Below are 14,476 nucleotides of genomic sequence, written 5' to 3' on the forward strand. Positions count from 1 at the left end.
CCACTGAAATGCAACCCCTGGTGGGGGCTTCACTTCTGTCTGCGCTTCCCGGCCGGATCTTTCGGCCCGCTCGGGCGGCGCAGAAAGAACATTACCTGAAGGTGTCCGGCGCTCCAAAACGGGTATCGCCTGCCAGCAGGCCGGGGAGCTGGTCGAGCCCGGTGATCCTCACGAGATCGGAGCGGCCGCCCCTGCCCCGCCGGTCGAGCCAGATGCCCGTCAGTCCGGCGGCCACGGCCCCGCTCGCGTCGATGTCCGGCTCGTCCCCGACGTACGCCACCTCGTGCGGCTCCAGCGCGAGCGCCTCGCAGGCCGCGTGGAAGGCGCCGGCCTCCGGCTTGGAGATGCCGAGCTCGACCGCGCAGACCATCGCCTCGAACCGGTCCCGGACGCCGAGCGCGGTGAGCTTGCGGTGCTGGTTGTGGCTGCTGGAGTTGGAGAGGATCGCGTGGCGGTAGGTCGGCACCAGCCGGTCCAGGACCGGCAGCACGTCGGGGAAGAGCGCCCAGGCGGCCTCGAAATGGACCAGGTGGCCGGCAAACCAGTCGTCGGCCTCGGCGTCCGTCATCGGCCGCCCCAGGAACTCCCGCACCCGGTCCCGGCGCTGGCCGAGGAAGTCCGTCTCCCCGGCGGCCACGCGCGCCCAGTGCACGGCGGTGATCGCCTTCCAGGCGGCGAGGGCCTCGTCGACCGTCACGTACGCCACGGGCAGGCCCACGGTCTCCAGGTGGAGCCGCATGCCGGTGTGGTCGGCGCCCGCGTAGTCGAAGATCGTGTCGTCGATGTCCCAGAGAACGGCGCGGATCGGCATGTACGTCACCGTAGCCGCCCGCGCCGGACCGCGGCGGGGGAAGAAGAAAGGAAGGAGGGCCGCAGCCGGTCGGCCGCGACCCTCCTCGGGGTTTCCTGTCGCGTTACGCGGTCAGCTTCGCCAGCGCCGCGTCCACGCGGGCCAGGCTCTTGTCGCGGCCCAGGATCTCCAGGGACTCGAAGAGCGGCAGGCCGACCGTGCGGCCGGTGACGGCGACGCGGACCGGGGCCTGGGCCTTGCCGAGCTTGAGGCCGTGGGCCTCGCCGGCGGTCAGGACGGCGTTCTTCAGCGACTCCGGGTCGCTCCAGTCGGCCGCCTCCAGGTTGGCGCGGGCGGTGGTGAGCAGGGCCACCGGGTCGCCCTTCATCGCCTTGGTCCAAGAGGCCTCGTCCTCCACCGGCTCGTCGAGGAAGAGGAAGTCGACGTTGTCGGTGATGTCGGAGAGCACCGTGACCCGGGTCTGGGCGTACGGGGCGATCCGGGTCCACTTCTCCGCGTCGAAGGCCTCCGGGGCCCAAGGCGCGAAGGGGGCCTTCAGCCAGGGGCCGCAGGCCTCGGTGAAGGTCTTCACGTCGAGCATGCGGATGTGCTCGGCGTTGATGTGCTCGGCCTTCTTGAGGTCGAAGCGGGCCGGGTTGGCGTTGACGTCCTTGATGTCGAACGCGGCGACCAGCTCGTCCATCGAGAAGATGTCGCGGTCCTCGGCGATCGACCAGCCGAGCAGCGAGAGGTAGTTCAGCAGGCCCTCGGGGAGGAAGCCGCGCTCCCGGTAGAGGTTGAGGGAGGCCTGTGGGTCGCGCTTGGAGAGCTTCTTGTTGCCCTCGCCCATGACGTACGGCAGGTGGCCGAAGGCGGGGGTGTCCTTGGCGATGCCCAGCTCGATGAGCGCCCGGTACAGGGCGATCTGGCGCGGGGTGGAGGAGAGCAGGTCCTCGCCGCGCAGGACGTGGGTGATCTCCATCAGGGCGTCGTCGACCGGGTTGACCAGGGTGTAGAGCGGGGCCCCGTTGGCGCGGACGATGCCGTAGTCCGGGACGTTCTCCGGCTGGACGGTGATCTCGCCGCGGACCAGGTCGGTGAAGGTGATGGCCTCGTCGGGCATCCGGAAGCGGACGATCGAGGTGCGGCCCTCGGCCTCGTACGCCGCCTTCTGCTCGGCGGTGAGGTCGCGGCAGTGGCCGTCGTAACCGGACGGCTTGCCTGCGGCGCGGGCGGCGTCGCGGCGGGTGTCCAGCTCCTCCGTGGTGCAGTAGCAGGGGTAGGCGTACCCGGCGGCGAGCAGCTTCTCTGCGACGTCCTTGTACAGGTCCATCCGCTGCGACTGGCGGTAGGGCGCGTGCGGGCCGCCGACCTCGGGGCCCTCGTCCCAGTCCAGGCCGAGCCAGCGCATCGAGTCGAGCAGCTGCTGGTAGGACTCCTCGGAGTCGCGCGCGGCGTCGGTGTCTTCGATCCGGAAGACCAGGGTGCTCTGGTGGTGCCGGGCGAAGGCCCAGTTGAAGAGCGCCGTCCGGACCAGGCCCACGTGCGGGTTGCCGGTCGGGGAGGGACAGAAACGTACACGGACTGGTGCGTTAGCCACGCTTGATCACCTTGTTGGTGAGAGTGCCGATGCCTTCGATGGTGACGGCGACCTCGTCGCCGACGTGCAGGGGTCCGACCCCTGCGGGGGTGCCCGTGAGGATGACGTCGCCCGGGAGGAGGGTCATGGCCTCCGTGATGTGGACGACCAGGTCCTCGATGGAGCGGACCATGTCGCTCGTGCGGCCGAGCTGCCGCTGCTCGCCGTTGACCGTCGCCTGGATGGTGAGGTCGTGGGGGTCCACGTCGGTCTCCACCCAGGGGCCCAGCGGGCAGGAGGTGTCGAAGCCCTTGGCGCGGGCCCACTGCTTCTCGCGCTTCTGCACATCGCGGGCGGTGACGTCGTTGGCGCAGGTGTAGCCGAGGATGACGTCGCGCACGCGCTCGCGGGGGACCTCGCGGCACATGCGGCCGATGACCACGGCCAGCTCGGCCTCGTGGTGCAGCTCTTCGGAGAAGGAGGGGTACTCGATCGCGTCGCCGGAGCCGATCACCGAGGTGGTGGGCTTGAAGAAGGTGATCGGCGCTTCGGGGACCTCGTGGCCGAGTTCGGCGGCGTGCTCCGCGTAGTTGCGGCCGATGGCCACGACCTTGTTGGGGAGCACGGGGGGCAGCAGCCGGACCTTGTTCAGCGGGACCTTGGTGCCCGAGAGCTCGAAGTCGGCGTACGGAATGCCCTTGATGATGTCGAGGACGAGGTCACCGGATTCCACGGTGCCCTGTCCCTCGACGGCGCCGAAGGCGACATTGCCGTCGATGGAGAACCTGGCGATGCGCACGGGATGCTGTCGCCCCTCACTTGCTGGCTGGCTGAAGACTGACGCTCCAGGCTAACTCTGTGGGAGGGGCACAGCTCGCGTATGCCGGCGGTGGCTACGGGGCGACCGCGACCGGGGCGTCCATGAGGATGGTGCGGCGCGGGTTGGCCGTGACGTTCGGCAGGTCGGCGGCGTGCTCCGGCGTCAGGGGCGTCTGCAGCGCTTCGGCGTCCTTGAGGTGCGCCAGCGTGGTGCGCCGGGGGTTGGCAATGTTGCGGAACATCGTCGTCGTCTTCATCTGCCGTCAGGACCCTGTCGGTGAGGGCGTCGCTCGTCGCGGCGCCGGCTTGTCGGATTCGCCATCCCTGTAAAGCGTCAGGCTAAACATCCGATTCCCCGCCGGAGCCGGGATGAGGCGACGATCATCATGTGAGTTTGCTCACGAACTAATCGACATTTGACCCATTCCGGGCAGGCGGCCGTGATCCAGAAAACGGACATTGCATCACTGAATCCACCATTCCGCTCCTGATCATCGCGACTGGGACACCCCCCACCCCTAGGTAAGTCCTCCATAAAAGTCCGCTTTACTCACGATCACTCTCCACTGCTTGTTACTCGTTCATCACAACGTGTCACGCAGGTCACAGCCCGGTACATGGGCCTTGTTGGAGATCCTGCACTGTGCTGGAATTCCACGCACCGCCGCGGGTTTCAGGCCGGCGCGCAGGGGCGCAACGCAGCGCCGAGTGGCGGCGGGAGGGGGAAGTACGCCGGTCACTCACACGACCACCCATGGGGCGCGTCCAGCGCCCCACGACGCCGACACCGTCTCCGTCCGCACACGCGGGCGGGACGCCTGGTCCAGAGGTTGCGACGCTAGTGCAGGGACGTTTCAAGAGGGATGGCAGCGCTCCGGCGGAACAGGAGCCGCGCGGCGGGACCGACCGCGGTTCCTCGCCCCAGCACGCCCAGAGCCCCGGGCCGGCCGCTGCCGGCGACAACAGCGACCGTGCGCAGCGCCCGGGCTCCACGACGAGCACCGGCGCGGAGCCGAACACGCCCGCACAGTCGCGTGGCCCGGTCGACACGGGCTCGCGAATAGCGCTCCGCAACTGGCGCATCAGCACGCGACTTGTCTCGCTCCTCGCCCTCCCGGTGGTCGCCGCGACCAGCCTCGGCGGTCTGCGGATCCAGGAGTCGATGACCGACATGCAGCAGCTGGAGCACATGCAGCTGCTGACGAAGATGACCAAGCAGGCGACCTCCCTCGCCCAGGCGCTCCAGGTGGAGCGCGACCAGTCGGCCGGTCCGCTGTCGAACAAGTCCAAGCCCACCGACTACAAGGTCACCGGGCCCCGGGACAAGACCGACCGCGCCAAGAACGCCTTCCTCGACGAGACCGACTCGATCGGTGACTCCGAGGGCGACGACTCGCTGGAGAGCATCCACGCGAGCATCTCGTCGATCGCCTCCCAGCTCGGCACCATCCGTACGATCCGCAAGACGGCGTACGAAGAGGGCTCGCCGAGTCTCAACACGGTCGACCAGTACAGCCAGCTGATCACCTCGCTGCTGAGCCTCTCGCAGGACATGGCGCAGGCGACCAGCAACCCGGACATGATCAAGCGGACCCGGGCGCTGGCGGCGTTCTCCTCCGCCAAGGAGTACGCCTCGGTCCAGCGCGCGATCATCGCCGCGGCGCTGCCCGGCGGTTCGGTCAAGGAACCGCACCTGAACCAGAACGACCGGCAGTTCGGCTCCAACGCGCTCGCCAAGGAGTCCCGGGCCCTCACCTCGTTCAAGCAGATCTACGCGACGACCGGGCAGAGCGCCGAGGAACTGATGGCGCCCCTGGACAACGGCAACCCGGAGATCAACGCCGGGAACATGTACGCCAAGCGGATCCTGGACACCACGAACGCGATCGAGGGCAAGCAGGTCCGGTCGTACCTGGACTGGTACGACCAGAGCACCATCAAGATCAAGGCCATGGAGACGATCGAGGCCACCCTCCTCAGCGACATGGAGGCCAAGGCCCGCGAACTGCGCCAGGCCTCCCAGCGCGACGCGATCATCAACGGTGCGGTCATCTTCATCGTGCTCGGCGTCTCGCTCGTCGGCGCCTTCGTCGTGGCCCGCTCCATGATCCGCTCGCTGCGCCGCCTCCAGGACACCGCCACCCGGGTCGCCCAGGACCGGCTGCCCGAGCTCGTCAAGCAGCTCTCCGAGACCGACCCGCAGGACGTCGACACCTCCGTCGAGTCGGTCGGCGTGCACTCCCGGGACGAGATCGGCCAGGTGGCCGCGGCCTTCGACGACGTGCACCGCGAGGCCGTCCGCCTCGCCGCCGAGCAGGCCCTCCTCCGGGGCAACGTCAACGCGATGTTCACCAACCTCTCGCGCCGCTCGCAGGGCCTCATCCAGCGCCAGCTCTCGCTCATCTCCGAGCTGGAGTCACGCGAGGCCGACCCGGACCAGCTGTCCTCGCTCTTCAAGCTCGACCACCTCGCGACCCGTATGCGCCGGAACGGCGAGAACCTCCTCGTCCTCGCGGGCGAGGAGCCGGGCCGCCGGTGGACCCGCCCCGTCCCGCTGGTCGACGTGCTCCGTGCCGCCGCCTCCGAGGTGGAGCAGTACGAGCGCATCGAACTCTCCGCGGTGCCCGCCACCGAGGTCGCGGGCCGCGTCGTCAACGACCTCGTGCACCTGCTCGCCGAGCTGCTGGAGAACGCGACGTCGTTCTCCTCGCCGCAGACGAAGGTCAAGGTCACCGGTCACGCGCTGCCCGACGGTCGGGTCCTCGTCGAGATCCACGACACCGGCATCGGCCTCTCCCCCGAGGACCTCGCCGCGATCAACGAGCGGCTCGCGCAGCCGCCGACGGTGGACGTCTCCGTCTCCCGCCGCATGGGTCTGTTCGTGGTCGGCCGTCTTTCGCTGCGTCACGGCATCCGGATCCAGCTGCGTCCCTCCGACTCCGGCGGTACGACCGCGCTGGTCATGCTGCCCGTCGACGTCGCGCACGGCGGCAAGCAGCCGCCGTCCAAGCAGGGCCCCGGGCAGCAGTCCGGCACCCCGGGCGGTCTGCTCGCGGGCAACGGGAACGGCGCGGGCAACGGCCAGCGCGCGGGTCTCGGCAGCGGTCCGGGCAGTCAGGGCGGCGCCAAGAGCCTCGGCGGCGGTCCGGGCGGTCAGCGCGGCCAGGTCGGCGCGGGCGCCGGCCCCCGGGCGGCACTGCCGGCCCGGGACGGCTCCGCGGGCCGGCCGCAGGGACCGCAGGGCGGCGGCCAGCCGAGCAACGGCGGCCCCGGCCAGGACTTCCCGGGCCAGGGCCCGGCCCCGCAGCGCCAGGGCGGCGGCCTCTCCGGCGCCTTCGGCAACAGCGCCCGGATCGGCGCCCGCGGCCCCCAGGGCGATGCGCCCGGCCGCGGCGACGGGGCGCAGCCCAACCTGTTCGGGCACGGCGCTCCGCCCTCCCCCGGGCAGAACGGCCGCCCGGGCCAGTTCGCCCCGCAGAACCAGCAGGCCCCGTCCGGCTGGCAGAACCAGCAGGGCCAGCAGGGCCCCGGGGCGCAGCAGCCCCAGGCCAGGCAGGAGCAGGGCGGTCTCGCCCAGGGCGGTTTCCAGCAGCCCGGCGGCCCCGGCCGTCAGCTGCCGCCGCCCGGTGGACCGCGTGCCGAGCTGCCCGGCGGCAACCCGCAGCCGCAGCGTCCGGCGACCACCAGCTGGGGCGCCGACACCCCGCGCGGTCACGAGGAGCACGACGCGACCGGGCAGTTCGCCCGGCCGGCGGGCCCCGGCCAGGACCCGTTCAACGCGCCGCTGAACCAGCGGCCCTCCGACGACCACCAGGGCCCCGGCGCGACCTCCGAGTTCGCCCGGCCCGACTTCTCGGGTCCGGCGGCTCCCCAGGACCGGTCGTACCAGCAGCAGGCTCCGCAGGGCCAGGACCCGGCGAGCACCGCGCAGTTCGCCCGGCCCGACTTCGGTGTCCCGCACCAGCCCCAGCAGGGCCAGGGCCGGCCGGATCAGGGTCAGCAGCTGCCCGCGCCGCGTGGCAACGACTTCGGTGCGCCGCGTCCGTCCGCCTCCCCGGCGGGCGAGGCTCCGTACCGTCCGGCGCTCCCCCAGCAGCCGGAGTCCCTGCCGCCGGCCGGTCCGGGGGACGGGCGTACGCCGCTGTACGACACCCTGGAGACGAACTGGTTCCACGGTCCGGGCCAGGGCGGCCAGCAGCCGCCCGCCGAACCGCAGGAGCCGGCCGCTCCGGATGCAGCCGGTGTGCCGGTCCCGCCCATGCCGCAGCGTGGTGCGGCCGACACCTCGGTCACCAGTTCCTGGCGGGCCTCGCCCAACGACGAACTCGTACGCCAGGCCGAGCGGGTCAAGAAGCCCGCCGCCGGCGGGGTCACCACTTCCGGGCTGCCCCGCCGTGTTCCCCGCGCCAATTTGGTACCGGGGACCGCGCAGCAGCAGAATCACCAGTCCGGACCTCAGGTTTCGCGTGCGCCCGATGACGTGCGCGGTCGTCTGACCAATCTCCGCCGGGGCATCCAGCAGGGTCGGCAGGCCAACAACGGCCAGCAGACCGGCAGTATCCATCTCGGCCCCACTCACCAGCAGGAGCGTTAGTTGAGCCCCATGAGTCAGGCCGCGCAGAATCTGAACTGGCTGATCACCAACTTCGTGGACAACACCCCAGGGGTGTCCCACACGGTGGTGGTCTCCGCGGATGGCCTGCTGCTGGCGATGTCCGAAGGATTCCCGCGCGACCGCGCCGACCAGCTCGCCGCTGTCGCGTCGGGTCTCACCTCGCTGACCGCGGGTGCGTCCCGGATCTTCGAGGGAGGCGCCGTCAGTCAGACGGTTGTGGAGATGGAGCGGGGATTCCTCTTCCTCATGTCCATCTCCGACGGCTCGTCCCTGGCCGTCCTCGCCCACCCGGACGCCGACATCGGTCTGGTCGGGTACGAGATGGCCCTCCTGGTCGACCGCGCAGGCACCGTCCTCACGCCCGATCTCCGCGCCGAGCTCCAAGGCAGTCTGCTCCACTAGACGGCCGTCCAGCGGACTCCCGACACGATCCCCCCAGGTAATGCCCACAACCCTCACCCGACAGGCCGCTTTAGTCCCCTCACCGGCCCCTTGCAGACGGCAAGCCGAGAACCTGCTGTCACGCCCGGAGGATTCATGACCCCGCCACCCGCCTCACCCGATCCGTACGGCGCACTGCACCACGCGTCGTACGACGGGGAAGGCGACCAGCCGCTGGTTCGCCCCTACGCCATGACCGGCGGCCGGACCCGGCCGCGCTACCAGCTCGCGATAGAGGCTCTGGTCAGCACGACGGCAGACCCCGCTCATCTGGGGACCCTGCTCCCCGAGCACCAGCGGATCTGCCACCTCTGCCGTGAGGTCAAGTCGGTGGCGGAGGTGTCGGCGCTGCTGTCGATGCCGCTCGGCGTCGCCCGGATCCTGGTGGCGGACCTGGCGGAAGCCGGCATGGTGGCCATCCACCAGCCGGGCAACGGAGAGGCCGGCGGCGCGCCGGATGTGACACTGCTCGAAAGGGTGCTCAGTGGACTTCGCAAGCTCTAGCGGCGGTACGGGCCGCGCCACCACCTCGGCGAAGATCGTGGTGGCGGGCGGCTTCGGCGTGGGCAAGACCACGTTCGTCGGGGCCGTGTCGGAGATCAACCCGCTGCGCACCGAGGCCGTCATGACGTCCGCGTCCGCGGGCATCGACGATCTGACCCACACCGGGGACAAGACGACGACCACCGTCGCCATGGACTTCGGCCGCATCACGCTCGACCAGGACCTGATCCTGTACCTGTTCGGTACGCCCGGGCAGGACCGCTTCTGGTTCATGTGGGACGACCTGGTCCGCGGCGCCATCGGCGCCGTCGTGCTCGTCGACACCCGCCGTCTCGCCGACTGCTTCCCCGCCGTCGACTACTTCGAGAACAGCGGACTCCCCTTCGTCATCGCCCTCAACGGCTTCGACGGACACCAGCCCTACACCCCCGACGAGGTCCGCGAAGCGCTCCAGATCGGGCCGGACACCCCGATCCTGACGACGGACGCCCGCCACCGCGCGGACGCCAAGAGCGCGCTCATCACGCTGGTCGAGCACGCTCTGATGGCACGCCTGAAGTAGTTCTTCCACCAGGCGTAAGTCGATATCGCCATACGGAAGTTGCAGTAGTCACGCGGGGGCGGCCTGTGTCGTTTGACACGATCCGCCCCCGCGTTCATAACGTTTCGACAGAGAATTGACTCCGCACCGCCACCCGATGCATCCAATCGGTGCCACTGCGCTCACATGAGCCCCGCCTTTTGACGGGGCTCGCTCTTTATGCCCGTTTTATCTGAGGCCTGGGCCACTCGGAATCGGCGATTCCGAGTGTTTGGAACGGGGCCGGTCCTCGTGCTGCAATTCGACGAACTCCCCAGTAGTACGGCCCTGAACGAAATAATCCGGCACAACGTAGGTGCCGACGCCGAGAGGTTGTTGGTCGAGTGAGGCGAAGCAACGAGGGCTCCGCGGCGCAGCCCGAGCGGGGCAACTTCACCCCGCCGTCGCGCGCTGTGGCGTCCCCTGCGACTGTGTCCGGCCCGGAGCCCGCCGATGGCGGCAGCACCAGTCGACTGTCCCCCCGCAACTGGCGGGTGGCCACCCGGCTGAACGCGATCCTCCTGATCCCGGTGCTGATCGGCCTGGTCATGGGCGGCTTCCAGGTGAAGGGCTCCATCGATACATGGGGCGAGGCCCAGGACGCCGAGAAGATCGCCGTCGTCGTGCGCGCCGCGTCCGACTACGGGCAGGCGCTGCTGAACGAGCGGGACCTCACCGCCCAGCCGCTGCTCTCGGGCGACCGTGACGCCGATGTGGTCGAGCAGACCCGGGCCACCACGGACGAGGCCGCGCGGAAGTTCGACGCCGCGGTGAAGGACATGCCGTCCAAGCCCGGTCTGGAACGCCGCCTGAAGCTCTTCAAGGGCGAGGAGCCCAAGCTTCCCGAGCTGCGCAAGGCCGCCTATTCGCAGGCCCTGGACCCGGTGAGGACCGAAGAGGGCTACGTCCAGGTCCAGCACTCGCTGATGGAGTTCTCCAACGAGCTCGGCCTCGGCACCGGCAACATCACCAGCTACGGCCGTACCGTCTACGCGATCGAGCTGTCCAAGGCTGCAGAATCGCTTCAGCGCTCGATCGGCATGCACCTCCTGGTGCGCCCGAGCAAGAAGCCCGCCACCTACGACGCCCAGGTCAAGGCCTTCGGCTCGTACAACTACCTGGAGCAGATCGCGCTCGGCGAGTTCAACTCCGGCGGCACCCAGGCCGACGTCGACCGCCTCAAGCAGGTCATGGCCGGCAAGGCCGCCGAGGGCGCCAGGCAGCTGAAGGCCGCTGAGGAGCAGGCCGAGGCCGCGGGCGAGCCCTTCGTGGCGCCGCCGAGCATCGACGGCTCGGTCTTCGACGGCATGGCCCAGGAGATCGGCAAGGGGCAGGACCCGGCGGAGCTGGCGAAGAAGGGCATCACGCCCGAGACGTGGATGGCCGCGGCGACCGCGAAGTTCGAGGGGTACGCCACCGTCGAGGACGAGCTGGTCACCAAGGCGGTGGACGAGGCCGCGAACATCTCCTCCGACGCCAAGACCGACGCCATCGTCAACGGCCTCATCGTCGTCATCGCGCTGCTGGCCGCGTTCATCCTGGCCGGGCTCATGGCACGCCAGATGAGCCGCTCGATGCGCCAGCTGCGTACCGCCGCCTTCGGCATCGCCGAGCAGCGGCTGCCCTCCCTCGTCGACCAGCTCTCGCGCACCGACCCGGGCCGGGTCGACACCCGGGTCCAGCCGATCCCGATCACCACGCAGGACGAGATCGGCGAGGTCGCCCGCGCCTTCGACCAGGTGCACCGCGAGGCCGTCCGGCTCGCCGCCGAGCAGGCCATGCTGCGGGGCAACGTCAACGCGATCTTCACCAACCTCTCGCGCCGCAACCAGTCGCTCATCGAGGGCCAGCTGACCCTGATCACCGACCTGGAGAACAACGAGGCCGACCCGGACCAGCTGGAGAGCCTCTTCAAGCTGGACCACCTGGCGACCCGTATGCGCCGCAACGGCGAGAACCTCCTCGTCCTCGCGGGCGAGGAGCCCGGCCGCCGATGGAACCAGCCGGTGCCGCTGGTGGACGTCCTGCGGGCCGCCTCCTCCGAGGTGGAGTCCTACGAGCGCATCCAGCTGACCGGCGTGCCGGAGAGCGAGATCCACGGCCAGGCCGTGACCGACCTCGTGCACCTGCTCGCCGAGCTGCTGGAGAACGCCACGACGTTCTCCTCCCCGCAGACCAAGGTCAAGGTCACCGCGACGCGGCTGCCCGACGGCCGGGTCATGGTCGAGATCCACGACAAGGGCATCGGCCTCACCGCCGAGGACTTCGCCGACATCAACCACAAGCTGGCCAACCCGCCGACCGTGGACGCCGCGGTGTCCCAGCGCATGGGCCTGTTCGTGGTCGGCCGGCTGGCCGACCGGCACGGGATCCGGGTCCAGCTGCGCCCCTCGGGCGAGCAGGCCGGGACCACTTCGCTGGTCATGCTGCCGGACGCCATCACCCACGGTGGCGGTGGCGAACCGGGCGGCTCCCAGGACGACTTCACCGTCTCCTCGATCATCCCCGAGCAGCAGACGGCCTTCGAGCCGGCGCCGCAGCAGCAGGCCCCGATGCGTACGGCGGCGGAGCTCGGCTTCGACGACTCGCGCTACGAGATCGCGGCGGACCCGGGCCAGCTGGACCCGGTCAACCGTTCGCTGATGCGCGAGGAGCGCAGGGCGGCCCTGGAGGCCCAGACGGGCGCAAGCAGCCCGTACGGGGACAATTCCCAGGAGCAGCAGGGCTACGCGCCGGAGTCGTACGCGGGCGACCCGTACGGCGACCAGCAGCAGCCGCAGCAGCAGGGGTACGCCGACGAGCAGTACGGCCAGGACCAGTACGGGCAGCAGGCGCAGCAGCAGTACCAGGGGTCGTACGAGCAACAGCAGTACGGCGCCGAGAACGGCTACGCGCAGCAGGACCAGCAGGCGCAGCAGGCGCAGCAGGCGCAGCAGGCGCAGCAGGCGCAGCAGCAAGACGGTTACGCGGAGTCGGCATATGCCGTTCCGGAGGGCCGACAGGGTCGGTTCGCCGATCCGTACGCGGGCTCGGCGGACCAGTCCCACCAGGATGACTGGCCTGTTCAGAGCGGTTTCCCCACCGCATATGAGCCGATTGCCCCCGCCGAACCGGAATCTGTTCCGAGCACGCCCGCGGAGCCTTCGGAGCGCGTAGGCTTCGACCGTCCGGGGCCCACCCCGAACGTCGGCCACGAACTGACCGAAGCAGGTCTGCCGCGCCGCGGCGGTCAGCAGCACTGGCAGCCCGGCCCCGGGGGCCGCGGCAACGACCAGCCCGCTCCGGCTCCTCAGCGGCAGCCGCAGCAGGAGCAGCGGCAGGACCCGCAGACGGACGGGGACGGCACCGACGACTGGCGCTCGACGAACGACGAACGCTGGGAGCGGGCCGAGAAGCTCCGTGAGCCGAAGGCGGGCGGAATTACCCCCTCCGGTCTCCCCCGGCGCGTGCCCAAGGCCAACCTGGTCGAGGGCACGGCGGAGCAGACCCAGCAGGGCGGCCCACAGGTCTCCCGCGCTCCCGAGGACGTCCGCGGCAGGTTGAGCAACCTGCGGCGGGGGATCCAGCGGGGACGCAACGCGGGGTCGGACACCAGTACCACCTACAACCAGGAGCGTTAGTGTGAGCCCGATGAGCCAGGCGGCGCAGAATCTCAACTGGTTGATCACCAATTTCGTGGACAACACCCCCGGGGTGTCGCACACGGTGGTGGTCTCCGCCGACGGACTCCTGCTGGCGATGTCCGAAGGTTTCCCGCGCGACCGCGCCGACCAGCTGGCGGCCGTCGCCTCCGGTCTGACGTCGCTGACCGCGGGTGCCTCGCGGATCTTCGAGGGCGGCGCCGTGAATCAGACCGTTGTGGAGATGGAGCGGGGATTCCTCTTCCTCATGTCCATCTCCGACGGATCTTCGCTCGCCGTTCTGGCCCACCCGGACGCCGATATCGGTCTGGTCGGGTACGAAATGGCCCTTCTGGTGGACCGCGCGGGCAGTGTCCTGACTCCGGACCTCCGCGCCGAACTTCAGGGAAGTCTTCTTAACTAGTAGACAGACAGTGCGTTTCTCGCCACCGCACCATAAAGTGCGGTGGCGCGGCCCCACTGGGATCGGCGACCGGCAGTCGGAGGAGGAAACGTGGCAACACCCACAGGCGGGCACTCATACAACGGTGACCAGAGGGTTCCGGGTGAGCACGGTGACAACCGTTTCGGCTTCCCCGCCGCAGCCGGTGGTCAAGGACCCGGGCAGTATCAGCCATACCAGCAGCCGCAGCACCAGCAAGGTGCTCAGGGCGGCCAGGGGTCCGAGTGGCCCCCGCAGCAGCCGGGGTCGGGGTGGCCGCAGCAACCGCAGCCGCCCCACCGGTTCGACGCGCCCCAGCAGCCGCGCATCCAGCCGGTGCAGCAGCGGCGGGCTCCCGAGCCCGACAGCCCCGCCGCGCACAACCCGCTGGTCCGTCCGTACGCCATGACCGGCGGCCGGACCCGACCGCGCTACCAGCTCGCCATCGAGGCGCTGGTCAGCACCACGGCCGATCCGGCCCGGCTGCAAGGGCAGTTGCCCGAGCATCAGCGGATCTGCCGGCTCTGCATCGAGATCAAGTCGGTCGCCGAGATCTCGGCCCTTCTCTCGATCCCCCTCGGCGTTGCCCGGATCCTCGTCGCCGACCTGGCCGAGGCCGGACTCGTCGCTATCCATCAGCCCGGCGGCGACGAGGCCGCCGGCGGCCAGCCAGATGTGACACTGCTCGAAAGGGTGCTCAGTGGACTTCGCAAGCTCTAGCGGCGGAGCGGCCCGCTCCACTACCTCGGCGAAGATCGTGGTGGCAGGGGGCTTCGGCGTGGGTAAGACCACGTTTGTCGGTGCCGTTTCGGAGATCAACCCGCTGCGCACCGAAGCCGTGATGACGTCCGCCTCGGCGGGCATCGACGACCTGACCCACACCGGGGACAAGACCACCACGACGGTGGCCATGGACTTCGGGCGTATCACCCTGGACCAGGACCTGATCCTGTACCTGTTCGGTACGCCCGGGCAGGACCGCTTCTGGTTCATGTGGGACGACCTGGTCCGCGGCGCCATCGGCGCCGTCGTGCTCGTCGACACCCGCCGTCTCGCCGACTGCTTCCCCGCCGTCGACTACTTCGA

12 protein-coding genes are annotated in these 14,476 nt (G+C 70.0%); 8 read left to right on the forward strand and 4 right to left on the reverse strand.

Annotation, left to right across the window (positions count from 1 at the left end):
* Nucleotides 1-91 precede the first annotated feature (91 nt).
* The 4 genes from JS521_RS01135 to JS521_RS01150 all read right to left on the reverse strand — a co-directional run bounded on the left by JS521_RS01135 (nt 92) and on the right by JS521_RS01150 (nt 3,445).
* A complete protein-coding gene (locus JS521_RS01135) occupies nt 92-811 on the reverse strand; it encodes an HAD family hydrolase (RefSeq protein ID WP_205080819.1) in 720 nt (239 codons plus the stop codon).
* A 103-nt stretch (nt 812-914) separates the two neighbouring features.
* Complete coding sequence (gene gltX, locus JS521_RS01140; RefSeq protein ID WP_205080820.1) at nt 915-2,390, reverse strand: glutamate--tRNA ligase; 1,476 nt, start codon at nt 2,388-2,390, stop codon at nt 915-917.
* Nucleotides 2,383-3,168, reverse strand: a complete 786-nt coding sequence (locus JS521_RS01145; RefSeq protein WP_030715514.1) for a fumarylacetoacetate hydrolase family protein — start codon at nt 3,166-3,168, stop codon at nt 2,383-2,385. Before JS521_RS01145 ends, gltX begins: the two co-directional genes overlap by 8 nt.
* Before the next feature lie 94 nt (nt 3,169-3,262).
* Nucleotides 3,263-3,445 carry a hypothetical protein gene (locus JS521_RS01150; protein WP_205080821.1) on the reverse strand — a complete coding sequence of 61 codons (183 nt, stop codon included), beginning with the start codon at nt 3,443-3,445 and terminating at the stop codon, nt 3,263-3,265.
* Between the two features lie 584 nt (nt 3,446-4,029).
* Between JS521_RS01150 and JS521_RS01155 the strand changes: the two genes are divergently transcribed.
* The 8 genes from JS521_RS01155 to JS521_RS01190 all read left to right on the forward strand — a co-directional run.
* Nucleotides 4,030-7,782, forward strand: coding sequence for a sensor histidine kinase (locus JS521_RS01155; RefSeq protein WP_205080822.1), 3,753 nt, complete (start codon nt 4,030-4,032; stop codon nt 7,780-7,782).
* A gap of 9 nt (nt 7,783-7,791) precedes the next feature.
* On the forward strand, nt 7,792-8,205 hold the full coding sequence (locus JS521_RS01160; protein WP_006127850.1) for a roadblock/LC7 domain-containing protein: 414 nt from the start codon (nt 7,792-7,794) through the stop codon (nt 8,203-8,205).
* 135 nt (nt 8,206-8,340) lie between these two features.
* Nucleotides 8,341-8,748 carry a DUF742 domain-containing protein gene (locus JS521_RS01165; protein WP_003966010.1) on the forward strand — a complete coding sequence of 136 codons (408 nt, stop codon included), beginning with the start codon at nt 8,341-8,343 and terminating at the stop codon, nt 8,746-8,748.
* Nucleotides 8,729-9,310: a GTP-binding protein gene (locus tag JS521_RS01170; protein ID WP_205080823.1), complete on the forward strand. Its 582-nt coding sequence runs from the start codon at nt 8,729-8,731 to the stop codon at nt 9,308-9,310. Before JS521_RS01165 ends, JS521_RS01170 begins: the two co-directional genes overlap by 20 nt.
* 362 nt (nt 9,311-9,672) lie before the next feature.
* Nucleotides 9,673-12,948: a sensor histidine kinase gene (locus JS521_RS01175; protein ID WP_205080824.1), complete on the forward strand. Its 3,276-nt coding sequence runs from the start codon at nt 9,673-9,675 to the stop codon at nt 12,946-12,948.
* Between the two features lie 10 nt (nt 12,949-12,958).
* Nucleotides 12,959-13,372 (forward strand): roadblock/LC7 domain-containing protein, encoded by a 414-nt coding sequence (locus JS521_RS01180; RefSeq protein WP_030125847.1) that lies wholly within the window; start codon nt 12,959-12,961, stop codon nt 13,370-13,372.
* Between the two features lie 90 nt (nt 13,373-13,462).
* Nucleotides 13,463-14,110 carry a DUF742 domain-containing protein gene (locus JS521_RS01185; RefSeq protein WP_205080825.1) on the forward strand — a complete coding sequence of 216 codons (648 nt, stop codon included), beginning with the start codon at nt 13,463-13,465 and terminating at the stop codon, nt 14,108-14,110.
* On the forward strand, nt 14,091-14,476 hold a 386-nt coding region (locus JS521_RS01190; RefSeq protein WP_205080826.1), incomplete at its 3' end, for a GTP-binding protein. The genes JS521_RS01185 and JS521_RS01190, both read left to right, overlap by 20 nt.

This window comes from Streptomyces durocortorensis (genome assembly GCF_016901035.1).
In the GTDB taxonomy this organism is placed as follows: domain Bacteria; phylum Actinomycetota; class Actinomycetes; order Streptomycetales; family Streptomycetaceae; genus Streptomyces; species Streptomyces durocortorensis.

What these genes read in the sequence shown, in the direction of transcription:
- JS521_RS01135 (WP_205080819.1), bottom strand. Translation starts at nt 811, where the DNA reads ATGCCGATCCGCGCCGTTCTCTGGGACATCGACGACACGATCTTCGAC.
- JS521_RS01150 (WP_205080821.1), bottom strand. Translation starts at nt 3,445, where the DNA reads ATGAAGACGACGACGATGTTCCGCAACATTGCCAACCCCCGGCGCACC.
- JS521_RS01160 (WP_006127850.1), top strand. Translation starts at nt 7,792, where the DNA reads ATGAGTCAGGCCGCGCAGAATCTGAACTGGCTGATCACCAACTTCGTG.
- JS521_RS01165 (WP_003966010.1), top strand. Translation starts at nt 8,341, where the DNA reads ATGACCCCGCCACCCGCCTCACCCGATCCGTACGGCGCACTGCACCAC.
- JS521_RS01180 (WP_030125847.1), top strand. Translation starts at nt 12,959, where the DNA reads ATGAGCCAGGCGGCGCAGAATCTCAACTGGTTGATCACCAATTTCGTG.